Origin of the sequence: Castellaniella defragrans 65Phen (genome assembly GCF_000612685.1) — a bacterium.
Lineage (GTDB): Bacteria > Pseudomonadota > Gammaproteobacteria > Burkholderiales > Burkholderiaceae_B > Castellaniella > Castellaniella defragrans.
In genome coordinates this window covers 2,304,459-2,318,931 of the sequence record NZ_HG916765.1, presented here as the reverse complement: position 1 = coordinate 2,318,931, position 14,473 = coordinate 2,304,459, and the positions used below count along the sequence as shown (strand labels likewise).

At 63.2% G+C, this 14,473-nt stretch carries 16 protein-coding genes; 14 read left to right on the top strand and 2 right to left on the bottom strand.

Annotated elements, in window-relative coordinates:
• Positions 1-81 precede the first annotated feature (81 nt).
• From rfbF to BN940_RS10325, 11 genes are all read left to right on the top strand, one after another.
• A complete protein-coding gene (gene rfbF / locus BN940_RS10375; RefSeq protein ID WP_043682760.1) occupies positions 82-855 on the top strand; it encodes a glucose-1-phosphate cytidylyltransferase in 774 nt (257 codons plus the stop codon).
• Positions 852-1,946 (top strand): CDP-glucose 4,6-dehydratase, encoded by a 1,095-nt coding sequence (gene rfbG / locus BN940_RS10370; protein WP_242404175.1) that lies wholly within the window; start codon positions 852-854, stop codon positions 1,944-1,946. The genes rfbF and rfbG overlap by 4 nt, the downstream gene beginning before the upstream one ends.
• Positions 1,943-2,509, top strand: a complete 567-nt coding sequence (locus BN940_RS10365) for a dTDP-4-dehydrorhamnose 3,5-epimerase family protein (RefSeq protein WP_043682758.1) — start codon at positions 1,943-1,945, stop codon at positions 2,507-2,509. The genes rfbG and BN940_RS10365 overlap by 4 nt, the downstream gene beginning before the upstream one ends.
• Positions 2,506-3,729 (top strand): class I SAM-dependent methyltransferase, encoded by a 1,224-nt coding sequence (locus BN940_RS10360; RefSeq protein ID WP_043682757.1) that lies wholly within the window; start codon positions 2,506-2,508, stop codon positions 3,727-3,729. The genes BN940_RS10365 and BN940_RS10360 overlap by 4 nt, the downstream gene beginning before the upstream one ends.
• The gene (locus tag BN940_RS10355; protein ID WP_043682756.1) at positions 3,726-4,214 is read left to right on the top strand and encodes an acyltransferase; all 489 of its coding nucleotides are present in this window, start codon (positions 3,726-3,728) and stop codon (positions 4,212-4,214) included. The genes BN940_RS10360 and BN940_RS10355 overlap by 4 nt, the downstream gene beginning before the upstream one ends.
• Complete coding sequence (locus BN940_RS10350; RefSeq protein WP_043682755.1) at positions 4,211-5,026, top strand: NAD-dependent epimerase/dehydratase family protein; 816 nt, start codon at positions 4,211-4,213, stop codon at positions 5,024-5,026. Before BN940_RS10355 ends, BN940_RS10350 begins: the two co-directional genes overlap by 4 nt.
• A 22-nt stretch (positions 5,027-5,048) precedes the next feature.
• On the top strand, positions 5,049-5,834 hold the full coding sequence (locus tag BN940_RS10345) for a cephalosporin hydroxylase family protein (RefSeq protein WP_043682752.1): 786 nt from the start codon (positions 5,049-5,051) through the stop codon (positions 5,832-5,834).
• Between the two features lie 30 nt (positions 5,835-5,864).
• Positions 5,865-7,352 carry a glycosyltransferase family 2 protein gene (locus tag BN940_RS17970; RefSeq protein ID WP_052355780.1) on the top strand — a complete coding sequence of 496 codons (1,488 nt, stop codon included), beginning with the start codon at positions 5,865-5,867 and terminating at the stop codon, positions 7,350-7,352.
• Positions 7,353-7,403: 51 nt separating this feature from the next.
• Positions 7,404-8,270, top strand: a complete 867-nt coding sequence (locus BN940_RS10335; RefSeq protein WP_052355779.1) for a glycosyltransferase family 2 protein — start codon at positions 7,404-7,406, stop codon at positions 8,268-8,270.
• Between the two features lie 92 nt (positions 8,271-8,362).
• On the top strand, positions 8,363-9,385 hold the full coding sequence (locus tag BN940_RS10330) for a glycosyltransferase family 2 protein (RefSeq protein ID WP_158386279.1): 1,023 nt from the start codon (positions 8,363-8,365) through the stop codon (positions 9,383-9,385).
• A 56-nt stretch (positions 9,386-9,441) separates the two neighbouring features.
• On the top strand, positions 9,442-10,467 hold the full coding sequence (locus BN940_RS10325; protein WP_043682747.1) for a glycosyltransferase family 2 protein: 1,026 nt from the start codon (positions 9,442-9,444) through the stop codon (positions 10,465-10,467).
• A 4-nt stretch (positions 10,468-10,471) separates the two neighbouring features.
• Here BN940_RS10325 and BN940_RS10320 read toward each other — a convergent pair whose 3' ends face one another.
• The gene (locus BN940_RS10320) at positions 10,472-11,368 is read right to left on the bottom strand and encodes a CDP-glycerol glycerophosphotransferase family protein (protein WP_052355778.1); all 897 of its coding nucleotides are present in this window, start codon (positions 11,366-11,368) and stop codon (positions 10,472-10,474) included.
• Between the two features lie 122 nt (positions 11,369-11,490).
• Here BN940_RS10320 and istA point away from each other — a divergent pair, with 122 nt between their 5' ends.
• From istA to BN940_RS19235, 3 genes are all read left to right on the top strand, one after another.
• On the top strand, positions 11,491-12,810 hold the full coding sequence (istA, locus tag BN940_RS10315) for an IS21 family transposase (protein ID WP_084330434.1): 1,320 nt from the start codon (positions 11,491-11,493) through the stop codon (positions 12,808-12,810).
• Positions 12,807-13,604 carry an IS21-like element helper ATPase IstB gene (gene istB, locus BN940_RS10310; RefSeq protein ID WP_173424572.1) on the top strand — a complete coding sequence of 266 codons (798 nt, stop codon included), beginning with the start codon at positions 12,807-12,809 and terminating at the stop codon, positions 13,602-13,604. Before istA ends, istB begins: the two co-directional genes overlap by 4 nt.
• A gap of 78 nt (positions 13,605-13,682) precedes the next feature.
• Positions 13,683-13,973, top strand: a complete 291-nt coding sequence (locus tag BN940_RS19235; RefSeq protein ID WP_158386277.1) for a hypothetical protein — start codon at positions 13,683-13,685, stop codon at positions 13,971-13,973.
• Between the two features lie 28 nt (positions 13,974-14,001).
• Here BN940_RS19235 and BN940_RS10300 read toward each other — a convergent pair whose 3' ends face one another.
• Complete coding sequence (locus tag BN940_RS10300; protein WP_043682743.1) at positions 14,002-14,460, bottom strand: adenylyltransferase/cytidyltransferase family protein; 459 nt, start codon at positions 14,458-14,460, stop codon at positions 14,002-14,004.
• Positions 14,461-14,473: the final 13 nt, after the last annotated feature.

Here is a 14,473-nt window from a genome sequence, read left to right as displayed (position 1 = left end):
CGGGCCGGTTTCGCCCCTGTTTCCCCTTCGCTGGATGGCATCCATGTCCGTGATGATGGCGCCGACTCAAAGGATCTTACCGTGAAAGCAGTCATCCTGGCCGGTGGGCTGGGCACCCGCATCTCCGAGGAAACGCACCTCAAGCCCAAGCCGATGGTGGAGATCGGGGGCAAGCCCATCCTGTGGCACATCCTGAAGATGTACTCGCATCATGGCATCCAGGACTTCGTGATCTGCTGCGGCTACAAGGGCTACGTGATCAAGGAGTACTTCGCCAACTACTTCCTGCACATGTCGGACGTGACTTTCGACATGAGCACCAACCGCATGGAAGTGCACCAGCGGCATGCCGAGCCCTGGCGGGTGACACTGGTCGATACGGGCGAGACGACTCTGACGGGCGGGCGCCTGAAGCGGGTGGGCGACTACCTGAAAGACGAGGATGCCTTCTGCTTCACCTATGGGGACGGCGTCAGCGACGTGGATATCGGTGCTTCGGTCCGGTTTCACCGGCAGCATGGCCGCCTGGCGACGGTGACGGCGGTGCAGCCGCCGGGGCGCTACGGGGCACTCGAACGCGATGGCGACCGGGTGGCGGGCTTCACCGAGAAGCCGCGGGGCGACGGCGGACTGATCAATGGCGGCTTTTTCGTGCTCTCGCCCGCATGCCTGGATCGGATCGCGGGCGACCAGACCAGTTGGGAGGGCGAACCGCTGACCTCGCTGGCGCGCGACGGCCAGCTGATGGCCTTCGAGCACAGCGGCTTCTGGCAACCCATGGATACCTTGCGGGAAAAGAACCTGCTGGAGGACCTGTGGGTGTCGGGCCAGGCGCCGTGGAAGACCTGGGCATGATGCGCACGGACGGCTCCACCCCGGTCAATCCTGATCCTGCCTTCTGGCGGGGCCGGCGGGTGCTGCTGACCGGCCACACGGGGTTCAAGGGCGGTTGGCTGGCGCTGTGGCTGCACCGGCTGGGCGCGCGGGTGACGGGTATCGCGCTGCCGCCGGCCGGCGCGCCGAATCTGTACACGTTGGCGCGCGTGGGCGAGCTGTGCGACAGCCATTTCATCGACATCCGCGATGGGCGGGCCGTGAAGGATCGGGTGCGTCGATCCGAACCCGAAATCGTCTTTCACCTGGCCGCGCAGGCGCTGGTGCGCGCCGGCTACGAGGATCCGCCGGCGACCTATGCCACCAACGTCATGGGCACCGTCCACGTGCTCGATGCGCTGCGCGGCCTGGAGAGCGTGCGGGCCGCCGTGATGGTGACCACCGACAAGGTCTACCGCAATCTGGAGCAGCCGTATCCCTACCGCGAGAACGATGCGCTGGGCGGGCATGATCCCTACAGCGCCAGCAAGGCGGCCAGCGAGATGGTGATCGCCAGTTACCGCGATGCCTGGCTGTCCTCCCAGGGCGTGGCGGTGGCCTCGGCGCGGGCGGGCAATGTGATCGGCGGAGGCGACTGGGCGGCCGACCGCCTGATTCCCGATGCGGTGCGCTGCTGGCGGGCCGGCCAGGCGCTGCCGGTCCGCCGTCCGCAGGCGACCCGGCCCTGGCAGCACGTGCTGGAGCCAGTGGCAGCCTACCTGCGGCTGGCCGAGATCCTGCATGGGCAGCCGGCATTGGCCGGTGCCTACAACTTCGGTCCGCATACCCACGAGGCTGCCACGGTGCGACAGGTGATCGGCCAGGCGCGGCTGGCCTATGGCGGTGGCGACGTCCAATGGGGCGATGGGGCCGAGGGACCGCACGAGGCCGGCTGGCTGGCGCTGGAAGTCGCCCGTGCCCGCACGGAGCTGGGGGTGCGGCCGCGTTGGGGCCTGCAGGAATCGGTAAGCCGCACGATGACCTGGTATCGCCGCCAATGCGAGGGCGCGGATGCCAGAGCCCTGTGCGAGGCCGATATCCAGGCCTTCGAGGCGGCAGGCACGGCATCATGAGCCGCTTCACCATCACGGAAACCGGCATCGAGGGTCTGCGCGTCGTGCGGCGCCAGCGCCTGGGCGATGAGCGGGGATTCCTGTCGCGGCTCTTTTGCGCCGAAGAACTGGCGCCCGCCGGCTGGCGCAAGCCCGTGGCCCAGATCAACCACACCTGGACTCAAGCGCGGGGCACGGTGCGAGGCATGCACTTCCAGCATCCGCCGCACGCCGAGATGAAGCTCGTGACGTGCCTGCGCGGCGCGGTGTGGGACGTGGGCCTGGATCTGCGAGCCGGATCGTCCACCTTCCTGCAATGGCGCGCCGTGGAATTGTCCGCCGACAATGGCAATGCGCTGTTGATTCCCGAGGGCCTGGCGCACGGCTTTCAGGCGCTCACCGACGATTGCGAACTGCTGTACCTGCACACCGAGCCCTACGCCGCTCAGGCCGAGGACGGACTGTCGGCCACCGACCCGGCGCTGGGGATCGAATGGCCTCTGCCGATCGCGCTGCAATCCGAGCGCGACCGCCATCATCCCGGGATAGCACCGGAGTTCACCGGATTGGACTTGAATTCATGAATTGCCGCCATTGCGGCGCGCTCCTGCGCCATACCTTCCTGGATCTGGGCTTTGCGCCGCCTTCCAACGCCTACCTGAAGGCCGAGGATCTGAACCGGCCCGAAATCTGGTTTCCGCTGAAGATCCGCGTCTGCGATCAGTGCTGGCTGGTGCAGACTGAAGACTACGCGCGCGCGGACGAATTGTTCAGTCCGGACTATGCCTATTTTTCCAGCACTTCCAGAGGATGGCTCGCCCATGCGCAGCGGTACGCGCAGGCGATCACCCGACGTCTGGGCCTGGACAATCAGAGCTTCGTGATCGAGGTCGCCTCCAATGATGGCTACCTCCTGAGGAATTTCGTCGCCGCCGGCATTCCGTGCCTGGGCATCGAACCCACGGCTGGCACGGCGGCGGCGGCCGAGGCCATCGGCGTACCGGTGCTGCGCGAGTTCTTTGGCGAGGCGCTGGGCCACCGGCTGGCCGGCGAAGACCGCCAGGCCGACTTGATCGCGGGCAACAACGTCTACGCGCACGTGCCCGACATCAATGATTTCACGCGCGGTCTGGCGGCGGCGCTCAAGCCCGGGGGCACGATCACGCTTGAGTTCCCGCACTTGCTGCGTTTGATCGAGCATGCGCAGTTCGATACGGTGTATCACGAGCATTTCTCGTACCTGTCCATCCACGCGGCGCAACGGATCTTCGAGGCGGCCGGCTTGCGAATCTACGATGTCGAGGAACTGCCCACGCACGGCGGCAGCGTGCGGGTCTACGGCTGCCATGCGGCTGCGGCGTTTGCGGCACAGCCCGAAGTCGAACGTATATTGCGCCTGGAAGTCGAAGGCGGCTTGCTGGATCTGAGCACCTACCAGGCCTTTCAGGCGCGCGCCGACCAGGTCAAAGATGCACTGCTGGGTTTCCTGCTGGAGCAAAAGCGCCTGGGCAAGACCGTGGCGGCCTATGGCGCTGCGGCCAAGGGCAATACCTTGCTGAATTACGCGGGCGTGAAACCCGATCTGTTGCCGTTCGTGTGCGATGCGGCGCCCGCCAAGCAGGGCAAGTACCTGCCGGGCAGCCATATTCCGATCCTGGCGCCGCAGGCGCTGGCCGAGCGGCGGACGGACTACGTGCTGATCCTGCCGTGGAACATTGCGGCCGAAGTCAGGGAGCAGAACAGGCATCTGGCCGAGCTGGGGACGAAGTTCGTGACCGCGGTGCCGCGGCTGGAGGTCGCATGATCGATGTGGCCCCATCCGCGGTCGTGTCTGCCCTGGCCGACATTGAGGACTCCGTCAGGGGCTCGCGGATCGTCATCGGCGAGCGCTCGGTGGTCGATGCCTTCGTGAAGGTCAAGCCCGCGGGGGGCACAGGCGACATGGTCGTCGGCGCCGATGTGGTGATCAACTCGGGATGCGTCTTCTACACCGGCAACGGGATCGTCATCGGCGATAGCGTGGCGATCGCGGCCAATTGCACGTTCGCGCCTGTGAATCATGAATACCGGTCGCGCGATCGGCTGATCCGCAGCCAGGGATTCCGGCCCGGCAAGGGCGGCATCGTGATCGAAGACGATGTCTGGATCGGGGCCAATTGCGTGCTGCTCGATGGCGCGTGCGTGCGTCGGGGCGCGGTCATCGCTGCGGGCAGTGTCGTGCGCGGGGAGCTGCAGGCCTATGGCGTGTATGGCGGCAATCCCTTGCGGCAGCTGGGTAGCCGGTCATGAGCCGCTGCACGGTGTTCGGTGCGAGCGGGTTCATCGGTCGGGCGCTGACGCGGGCGCTGGTTGATGCGGGCCACGAGGTTCATGCACCCGGCAGAGACGAGCGTCCCGACCCGGCCATGGACCTGGGGCATGTGTTCTACTGCATCGGCATGACGGCCGACTTCCGCAGCCGGCCATTCGATACCGTGCGGACGCATGTGTCGCTGCTTGCGGATTTGCTGGAGCGCCAGCGCTTCCAGTCGATGCTTTATCTTTCCTCGACGCGCGTGTACGCAGGCTCGGGCCGTACGCATGAGGATGCGCCCCTGGCCGTCAATCCCGGCGATCCTTCCGATCTTTACAACCTGTCGAAACTGGCGGGAGAGGCGATCTGTCTGCATTCGGGCAAGCCGCGTTGCCGCGTCGCGCGCCTTTCGAACGTCGTGGGTGTTGACCCGCATAGCCATAATTTCCATGCGGAACTGATCCGAGAGGCGCTCTCGGGGCGCATCACGCTCAGAAGCGCGCCGAGTTCCGAGAAGGACTACATCCTGTTGCGCGACGCCGTCGGACTGATCCTGCGGATCGGCTTGCACGGGGAGGCGCCAGTCTACAACGTCGCCAGCGGCATCAATCTCACGCATGAGCACTGGTGCGACACGCTGGCGCGGGTGACGGGCTGCGAGGTAGGGCGCGCGCCGGATGCGCGCGAATACCGGTTCGCGCCGATCGACATCGTCCGGATCCGGGAGGAGTTCGGTTTTGCGCCGGCTCCGGTGCTCGCCACGGTGCCTGGTCTGGTGGAGGAATTCCGGAAATGCCTCGATCAATAAATCACTCATACTGGTTCATCACATGACAAATCAAGACCCCATCGCCGCGTTCCACCAGGAGCGGGCCGAGCGCATCGTCCGGTACGGGCGGGACGAGGACTTCAAGCGCCTGTCCCAGGATTGGCTGCGCGAGTCCATGGCGCGCAAGTACGTCTACAACTTCGATTGGATGGGCCGGCCCATCATTCAGTATCCCCAGGACATGGTGGCGATGCAGGAGTTGATCTGGGCGGTCAGGCCGGACCTGATCATCGAGACAGGCATCGCCCATGGCGGGTCGCTGGCGTTGAGCGCCTCGATGCTGGCGCTGCTGGACATGTGCGATGCGATCGAGGCGGGCGTGTCGTTCGATCCTCGAGTCTCGAAAAGGAAGGTGCTGGGCATCGATATCGACATCCGGGCGCACAACCGCGTCGCGATGGAAAGGCATCCGATGGCCTCCCGCATCCACATGATCGAGGGCTCGAGCGTTGCCGGCGAGACGGTCGAGCGCGTGCGCGGCCTGGCGGCGGGCCATTCGAAGGTGATGGTGTGCCTGGACAGCAATCACACGCACGAGCACGTGCTGGCCGAGCTGGACGCGTACGCGCCGCTGGTGAGCGTAGGCAGTTATTGCGTGGTGTTCGATACCTTCGTGGAGGACATGCCGCCGGGCTTTTTCGAGGACCGTCCGTGGGACCCGGGAAACAATCCGAAAACGGCGGTGCGTGCGTATCTGGAGCGGCACCCGGAGTTCGAGATCGACCGGGGCATGCACGACAAGCTGCAGATCACGGTGGCGCCCGACGGGTTCCTGAAACGGATATGAAACTGAGTATCTTGATCTTGAGGGTGACACATGTCCGGGACGCTTCGTGCCCAAAACTATGCGGATCGTGATGAGTTCGCGCGCGCGCTGGCGCTGACCCGATCCGGACCGACCGACGAAACAGGCATCTGGCAACCCTGGGCCTATTTCAGACTGGGCATGTACGCGACGGTCGCCGCGTTGCCGCTGCGGTCCGCCGATCCACAGTACATCGGGCGTCATCTGCTGCCGTCCGTGATTTCGATGGCTGCCTGCGGTCAGGACGCGCGAGTCATGGAACTGCTGGCGTCGGTTCCCTGGGACGATGTTCCGAAGACGCTGCGACTCTCCATCGCCAAGCACCTCTCGTTTTATCTACCTCGCGAATCTCTCGCTCTGGCCGGGGATTCGCTGCACGAACTGCCGCCGACGTTGCGCATACTGCTGCTGCAGCGGGCGGGGTGCATGGACCAGGCCAGGGCCGTGTTGGAAGCGGCATTGGATGAGGGACTGGCCGGCCGATATCCCGAGCTTTACCTGTATCGGATGGCGCTGGACGTCGTCCCTCCGGCGCAGCAGGCCGATCTGCTCAGCCGCGTGCTGGGCGCCTATGGCATGCCCCCCCTGGCACCGCTGGATGCCTCTTTGCCGCTCAATCCTTGCAATGTCGCGGTCCCGGCCGCGCTGCCCGGCAGGCATGGACCGCTCGTCACCGTCTTGATGACATCTTTCAACGCGGGAACCCGGCTTTCCGCTGCGATCGAGTCCGCACTGCGCCAGACTTACGAGGATCTGGAGGTCATCGTCGTGGATGATGCCAGCGGCGACGATACACCTGATTTGATACAGGCATGGGCTGATCGGGATCCTCGCGTGCGCATGGTGCGGTTGCGGCACAATGTCGGCACTTATCTGGCTAAAAGCATCGGCTTGAGTCATGCGCGTGGTGAATTCGTGACATGTCTCGATTCGGATGACTGGTCACACCCCCTCAAGCTCGAATTCCAGATGGCGCCCCTGCTGCGCGACGAAAATCTGATCGCCACGACGTCCTGCGCCGTGCGTATTCATGATGATGGCTCGATCAATACCAGCAGCCACGCCGACCCGGTCCACTTCAACTATTCTTCCCTGTTGTTCCGGAGGGCCAGGGTGTTGCGGGAAACCGGCGCCTGGGACTGCGGAGTGCGCATGGGCGCCGATGCCGAGTTCTTCTGGCGGCTGCGGCTTGTCTACGGTCCGCAGTCGATCCTGCAGGTCCGTGAGCCGCTTTCTCTGCTTTCCTATCGCAAGGGGACGCTGACGACTACCCAGGACGACGTCGGCTTCCGGGGAGGACGCTTTCCGCCTTCGCGCTTGGCGTATACCGAGTCTTTCAATGCCTGGCACATCGGTTGCCTGCGCAACGGCCGAATGCCGGAGGGTCAGGATCCTTTGTTCTGGATCGATGGCCGCCCCTTTGATGCGCCGGAGGAAATGCGGGTCGATGCCATCCAGGCCAGACGCGCGTTGCTGGAATCGGGTCTGGTGTCAAAGTGAACGCATGATGGAGTTGAAGATGAGTGACGTATTTTGTCAGTGGGGGGGCGCATGCTAGTCGATCGAGCCTGCAAACTTTGCGTGGGGGTTCCCGTATACAACGAGGCGGGATACCTGGACCGGATGCTGGATTCCCTGAAAGCACAGACCTATGGTGAAGTGAAGTATCTGGTTTGCGACAATCACTCATCGGATGGCAGCTGGGATCTGATCCAGGATCGTTGCGCCGGCGACGAGCGGTTCGTGCTGTATCGGCACGCGGAAAATATTGGCGCGGCGAAAAACACTGAGTTCCTGCTCAGGAATTCCATGAGCGAGTATTTCATGTGGCTCGGTGCGCACGATCATATATCCCCTGCGCTGTTGGAAAAATCCGTGCGGTGTCTGGATGAAGACCCCGGCGTTGCCCTGGCAGCAGGCCGGCCATTCCGTTTCGTCGGCGAATCGGAGCCCGTGCCCATGCCGGACGCCATCTACGATTTCAGCCGCAGGCGCGTGGAAAGGTATATGCAGTCAGTCAGACTGCTGACCAACTGCACGATGTTTTACTCCGTCTTTCGGCGATACTGCCTCGACGACCTGGAGTTCAGGCACGTCAGAGGCCTGGATCACGTGATGCTGAGTCGCCTTCTCTGGCATGGCGGAGTGCGCTACTTGGAGGATGAAATCTATTTTCGCAGATACTTCGACGAGGCCCGTACCGTGGACTATTCGCAAAGGATCACGGGCAGCCGGGATGTATTGACGATCCACGATCTCGTGATCTACTACCTGGACGATCTGCAGAAACTGTATCGCGGCGATGCCAGGATCCTGCGCCATCTCGAAAGCCTGGTCATCGGCATTCTGGCGGATCGTTATACCCTCCAGTCCCTGCATGCCCAGGATGACAGGGAATATTGGATGAACCGTTCCTGATCCGGCATGCAGGATCAGGCTCTCCTCATCGGGCATCCCGATTTTTTCGACCATCCGGCGTGCAGCCATGCGAGGATGCTACCGCAATGCTATTGTCCATAATCGTCGTCGCATACAACAACGAGGACTACATCGAGCAGGCGATCGCCAGTTGCGCGTGCTTCGATGACCCCGATTGCGAGGTGCTCGTCGTCCACAACCGGTCGACGGATCGCACGGGCGAGGTCGTCCATGAATTGATGGACGGGCGGGGATGGCCGCTCAGGCTCGTCTCGAACGACGAGAACGTGGGGCCCGGGGAAGCGCGCAACATCGGCATGCGCCAGGCGTCCGGCGACTACTTCATGTTCCTGGATGGCGACGACTGGTTCGAGCCCGGAGCGATCCGGCGGGTGATGGATCGCCTGCGCCAGTGGCGCCCCGATCTGCTGATGTTCAATCATCAGCGCGCCCTGGCGGATGGCAGAAGGATACCGAACATCCCGAACCGGTATGTCGATCTGCGCGACGAGGCCGCGGACCTGAGCGATCCGGACGTCAGGAAGGGGGCCATCCGGAACCTGCACATCTCATGGAACAAGGCCTATGGCAGGCGGTTCGTGGAAAAGCACGGGCTCGAATTCCCCAGGCTCGTCTATCATGAGGACCTGCTGTGGAGCATCAAGGCGATGGTGTGCGCGGGCTCCTTCCATTTCATGCCGGACATCGTCTACAACTACAGGCAGCATCCGCAGTCGAGCATCAACACCAGGAACGAAGGCCATTTCGCGGTGATCCACGAGTGCCGGCGTCTCAAGGACTTCCTGGGCGAGCATGATGATTACCGCCGCTGGTATGGCATGCCGTTGTATGGATATGCGCAATCGGCGCTGTATGGCGTGATCAATACCAGATACCGCATCCCGGAGTCCAGGGAAGAGGCCTATCTCCGGGACATGGTGGTCCTCCTGAGGGAATTCCGGTCCTTGCTGGGGATATGGAAGCCCGATCTGTTGTTCTATGCCGCCATGACGGGGCGCCGGGGTGTCTATTTCCGCGCGGCGGCGTGGGCGGCCCGGATGAAACGGATGGGGAAGATCGCGTTCGATTTTAAAATGAAGTTCGTCCGGCCGTAGCGCGGCGTTCCAGCGGGCGGAAGACCGGCTTCGTTCCGGATGGGTATATTGCTGCAATGCTGCTGTCTATCATCATCGTTTCTTTCAATGGCGAGCGCTACATCGAGCAGGCGGTGTCGAGCTGTCTGTGCCTGGCCGGGGCGGACCACGAGATCATCGTGGTCGACAATGGCTCGACGGACCGGAGTCTGGAACTGATCCATCGCATGGCAGCGGGATGCGGATCGGCGTTCAGGGTCGTCGAGAACCACGAAAACCTGGGTCCCGGGGAGGCAAGAAACATCGGGCTGGCACATGCCTCCGGGGAATATTGCATGTTTCTCGACGGCGATGACTGGTTCGAGCCGCAAGCCATCCCGACGATCGTGAGCCGCCTGAAGGAATGGGAACCGGATGTCCTGATGTTCAATCATCAGCAGGTGTGGCCGGATGGCAGGAAAATCCCCAATGTTCCCAACCGGTATGTCGATCTGGGCGATCGGTGGGTGGATCTGACGGATCCGGCCGTCAGGAAAGGCGCCATCAGGAATCTGCATGTTCCCTGGAACAAAGCCTACAGAATGGGCTTCATCAGGGATCATGGGCTGTTGTTCCCCCGTCAGACCTTCTACGAAGACATGGTGTGGAGCATCCGCGCGGCGGTCGAGGCCGGCACCTTCTATTTCATACCTGATGTCTTACATAACTACAGGAGGCACCCCCGGTCCAGCCTGCATACGACCCATGACGGTCATTTCAACATCATCCGCGAATGCCGCTGCGTCGAGTCTTTGCTGAAGGACCGAGCCGATTATCGACGGTGGTACGGGGCGAAGATCTATGGCTACATACGATCCACCTTGTTCGGTGTCATCAATACCGGATCGCGCATCCCGAAGGCGAGGGAAGGGGATTACCTGAAAGAAATATCGGCACTGTTGAAGGACTTTCGCCGCATGCTGCGCCTGTGGGGACCCGATCCGCTGCTGCTGGCGGCCGCCACCGGAAACAGCAGAATATATTCCCTGGTGGCCGGATGGGCGCTCAGGGTGCATCGCCTGAAGGGGTTGGCGTACAGGCTGCGGAGCAGAGCACAAAAATGATGTTTCACGCCTGGTTTTCTAGGCGCTTCAGTATTTCCTGCCTGACTCTTTCCGAGTTCATCGAGTCGTTGTACTTGAAGAATATCCTTCTTGCGGTGGTCCGTTGCTGCCGATGGGAGGGCTCGCCGTCATGGCCCAACGCCTCGTCCATGCGCTGGATCAAGGTGTCGAAGTCCTGCGCAATGGGACCGGGGAATGCCAGCGCCATGTCGTAGAGCAATCCATCCTCGTGAGCCTTGTAGTGCTCGATGTCATAGCCGAAACAGATGATGGGCTTGTCAAGATAGAGCGCTTCGATATAGACGCTGGAGTAGTCCGTGACCAGAAGATCACATTCCCTGGCAAGAGCGGAGAATTCCGGTATCGCGTCTTGCGACATGTCGAATATCAGCTCGTCGTCGATGTAGCGGTCCAGGTTGAAATAGAGCGTGCTGTTTCTGAAGTAATGCGGCCGGTATCCCAGGACGGCGCCTCGCGCGCGCAGGAGGGACTTCAGGCGGCCGATTTCATCGTCCGAAAACTGGTAATAGCACGCGCTCTCACTGACGGCCGTCTGGCGGTAGGTTGGGGCATAAAGCACCAGCTTGCGCGCCTGACGCTTCCGGCGGATGAGTTGCAGGGAATCACGGATATAGCGGGGCAGCCGCTCTTCCGCCTGGGTCAGAAAATCATTGCGCGGAAGGCCTGTGCTCCAGATCTGACGATAGTTCAAGGGATAGAACATGGCCGCCATGGCATAGCTGTCGATGTCGGACGAAGCGATCAGCCCCGCATAGCCCCGCCTCTCCTCCACCCGGTACTTCATCCGGTCGGTATGGCGGGACGTGGCTTCGTTGGCCGCATAGAGCAGCCGCTTCAGGGGGATTCCGTGCCACAGATTGACGACCAGCCGTGCGCCCATGGCCAGCTTCAGGATGCTGAATCGCCCGCCTTCCCAGCGAAGCTGTCAGGCGACATGACAAACTGACCCCCTGGCGACATGGAGAACTGACCCCTTCATGATCACATCAGGAGGGATCATCCATGCAAGAAGCCGAGTACAACCAACCCCTTGTTCAGTCACGGGGGGAACCGATGCAAAGCCCAGAGGATGTCGTCGCCATCGGTCGGCTCAAGGCCTGCGGCTGGGGAACCAAGCGTATCGCCGCCGAATTGGGGATCAGTAGGAACACCGTCAAGCGCTATCTGCGCCAGGGCGGTTGGGCACCGTACGCAAGCCCGCAGCGCATGCGGGCACTCGACGGCGTGGCGCCGTGGCTGCGCGAGCGCTTCATGGCCCATGCAGGCAACGCCGCTGTCGTGCAGCAGGAGCTGCGCAGCGAGCATGGCATCACGGTGAGCTTACGCACGGTGGAGCGGGCCTGTGCCCCGTGGCGCCGGGAGCTGGCCGCCTGCGCTCAGGCCACCGTGCGCTTCGAGACGCCGCCGGGCCAGCAGATGCAGATCGACTTTGGCAGCCGTAAGGCCCAGATCGCTGGTGCGGAAGTCGGCGTGCAGCTATTTGTTGCGACGCTGGGCCACAGCCGTCGCATCTTTGTGCAGGCCTTCCCGCACCAGCACCAGTCGGCCTGGTTTGCTGGGATCGAGGCGGCGCTGCAGCACTTTGGGGGTGTTCCCCGCCAGGTCCTGGTCGATAACGCGCGGGCGCTAGTCGAGCACCACGACGCGGCCAGCCGCGAGGTGGTCTTCAATGACCGGTTCCGCGCGCTGGCGCATCACTGGGGGTTCCGGCCCGTGGCCTGCGCCCCCTATCGGCCGCGCACTAAGGGCAAGGACGAGAGGAGCGTGGGCTACGTCAAGCGCAACGCCATGGCGGGCCACACCTTCGAGTCCTGGGCGCACCTGCAAGCCCACTTGGACTGGTGGATGCGCGAGGTGGCCGATCAGCGGGTGCACGGCACCACGGGCGAGATCCCCGCAGAGCGCTTCCGTCTCGAGCGCCTGCACCTGATGCCGCTGGCGGATCGGCCGCCCTTCGAGCAGACGCGCAGTCTGTCGCGACGCGTCGCGCGCGACGCCACCGTCGAGGTCGACACCAATCGCTACAGCGTGCCGTGGCGCCTGGCGGGGCGCCTGGTACAGGTTCATATCGCGGGCTGCGAGCTGCGCGTGCTCGATGACGGGCGCGAGGTCGCTTGCCACCCCGAGCTTGCCGGGCGGCGCCAGACGCGCTGCCTGCCCGAGCACCTGCAGGGCATCGTTGGCTACCGAGCCCCGGGGCAGCCCTCAAGGTCCACGGCACCCGGCGATCAGGTGCAGGGACCCATTCCCGTCGTGCCACAGGCACTGCTGCAGCGCGACCTCTCGGTCTACGAGGCGATCACCGGCGGAGGCTGGCAATGATCATCCAGGATCCAGACCGGCTCGACGCCATGCTTGGGCGCCTGAAGCTCACGGCGATCCGCGAACGGCTCGATACCCTGCTCGATGAGGCGGCGCGCCAGGAGCTGAGCCTGCGCGAGGCGCTTGCCTACCTGTGCGCGCAGGAGGTGGCCCGCAAGGAGGACCGCCGCATCCAGATGGGGCTGTCGATTGCCCGCTTCCCGTTCGTGCGCACCCTGGACGGGTTCGACTTCAGTGCCCAGCCCGCTGTAGACCCCGCGCAGATCAGGGAGCTTGCCTGCGGGCGGTGGATTGCCAACGGCGATGCGCTGCTGCTGCTTGGGCCGCCCGGGGTGGGCAAGAGCCACCTGGCCGTCGCCCTGGGGCGTGAAGCCGTTCGGGCGGGCTACTCGACGCTGTTCACCACGGCCACGGCGCTGATCACGCAACTGGTGAGTGCACATGCCGCGGGCAGCCTGGAGGAACGCCTGCGTCACTTCGCCAAGCCCAAGCTGCTGATCATCGATGAGCTGGGCTACCTGCCCCTGGAGCCGGGGGCGGCAAACCTGTTCTTCCAGCTTGTCTCGCGGCGCTATGAACGGGGCAGCCTGCTGGTGACCAGCAACCGCGCCGTGAGCGAATGGGGCGAGGTCTTCGGCGACGCCGTGGTGGCTACCGCCATCCTCGATCGGTTGCTGCATCACAGCCATGTCCTCACCATCCGGGGCGACAGCTACCGGCTGCGTACAAAGCGTAAGGCAGGGCTCATCAAACCCAGTTCTGCTGCCATCGGGCAGCCGTTCGTTCAACCGTAGGGGGGGTCAGTTTTAGGTGTCGCCAGGGGGTCAATTCCTGGTGTCGCTTGACAGAAGCGAGTAGTCCATGGACACCGAATGCGTCAGGAAAACGACTTTGCAGCGCGCGAGCAACAGCAACCCTCGCAAGCTGCCATGCCTGACGACCTCGTACCGGACGGCATCCTCTATCTGGAGGTCGGGCGTCTGACCACGGTAGAAAACGATCTTGCGGATGGCGGGGTCCCTTTTGACCGCCTCGAACATCGCGCGTTGATTCTCGATGAAACGGTTCGTATGCAGGTGGTGCGTCGCAAAGGCCCAGTGATCCGCCCTTTTGGGGGTCATGAAATCGACCAGCCGCCACAGCGGATGGAACAGGGGGAATAGAAGCCGCATCATGGGACGGGAGACTCGTTCAGTCGAAGCGGTCGATGATGGAGGAAATCAGGTCGAGTGCCTGCTTGAGCTCCCCGATATGCGTCTGGTCCAGGATCTTCAGCGTTTTTCGGATGTGTGTGCTGGAAATGCCTTCGGTGCGTGGCAGGTAGACGACTTCGCAGTAGGCCTTCAACTCGTCGAAGCGGCCTTCCCAGTCACTGCCCATGCCGAAGACCGCTACCCCATGCGTTTTGATGTCCTCGGCCTTCTGCTCCCAGCACGTTTCCGGAATGGCGAGATCGACGCATCGCAGCGCCCGGATGATCTCGATCCGGTCGGAGAACGGGACCACGGTCTTCTTGCCCTTGATATGGTTGAATTCGTCGGTGGAGACTCCGACAACCAGGCGGTCTCCGAGGGCGCTCAGGCGTTGCAGCAGACGCAGATGGCCGATGTGGAACAGGTCGAAGGTGCCGTAGGTCAGGACGGTTTTCATGGCGGGTTCGGGA

Bases quoted from the DNA above. Each gene is read 5' to 3' on its own strand.
- rfbG (WP_242404175.1), top strand. From the start codon at position 852: ATGATGCGCACGGACGGCTCCACCCCGGTCAATCCTGATCCTGCCTTC.
- BN940_RS10365 (WP_043682758.1), top strand. From the start codon at position 1,943: ATGAGCCGCTTCACCATCACGGAAACCGGCATCGAGGGTCTGCGCGTC.
- BN940_RS10360 (WP_043682757.1), top strand. From the start codon at position 2,506: ATGAATTGCCGCCATTGCGGCGCGCTCCTGCGCCATACCTTCCTGGAT.
- BN940_RS10355 (WP_043682756.1), top strand. From the start codon at position 3,726: ATGATCGATGTGGCCCCATCCGCGGTCGTGTCTGCCCTGGCCGACATT.
- BN940_RS10350 (WP_043682755.1), top strand. From the start codon at position 4,211: ATGAGCCGCTGCACGGTGTTCGGTGCGAGCGGGTTCATCGGTCGGGCG.
- BN940_RS10345 (WP_043682752.1), top strand. From the start codon at position 5,049: ATGACAAATCAAGACCCCATCGCCGCGTTCCACCAGGAGCGGGCCGAG.
- BN940_RS17970 (WP_052355780.1), top strand. From the start codon at position 5,865: ATGTCCGGGACGCTTCGTGCCCAAAACTATGCGGATCGTGATGAGTTC.
- BN940_RS10335 (WP_052355779.1), top strand. From the start codon at position 7,404: ATGCTAGTCGATCGAGCCTGCAAACTTTGCGTGGGGGTTCCCGTATAC.
- BN940_RS10325 (WP_043682747.1), top strand. From the start codon at position 9,442: ATGCTGCTGTCTATCATCATCGTTTCTTTCAATGGCGAGCGCTACATC.
- BN940_RS10320 (WP_052355778.1), bottom strand. From the start codon at position 11,368: ATGGGCGCACGGCTGGTCGTCAATCTGTGGCACGGAATCCCCCTGAAG.
- istA (WP_084330434.1), top strand. From the start codon at position 11,491: ATGCAAGAAGCCGAGTACAACCAACCCCTTGTTCAGTCACGGGGGGAA.
- istB (WP_173424572.1), top strand. From the start codon at position 12,807: ATGATCATCCAGGATCCAGACCGGCTCGACGCCATGCTTGGGCGCCTG.
- BN940_RS19235 (WP_158386277.1), top strand. From the start codon at position 13,683: ATGCGTCAGGAAAACGACTTTGCAGCGCGCGAGCAACAGCAACCCTCG.
- BN940_RS10300 (WP_043682743.1), bottom strand. From the start codon at position 14,460: ATGAAAACCGTCCTGACCTACGGCACCTTCGACCTGTTCCACATCGGC.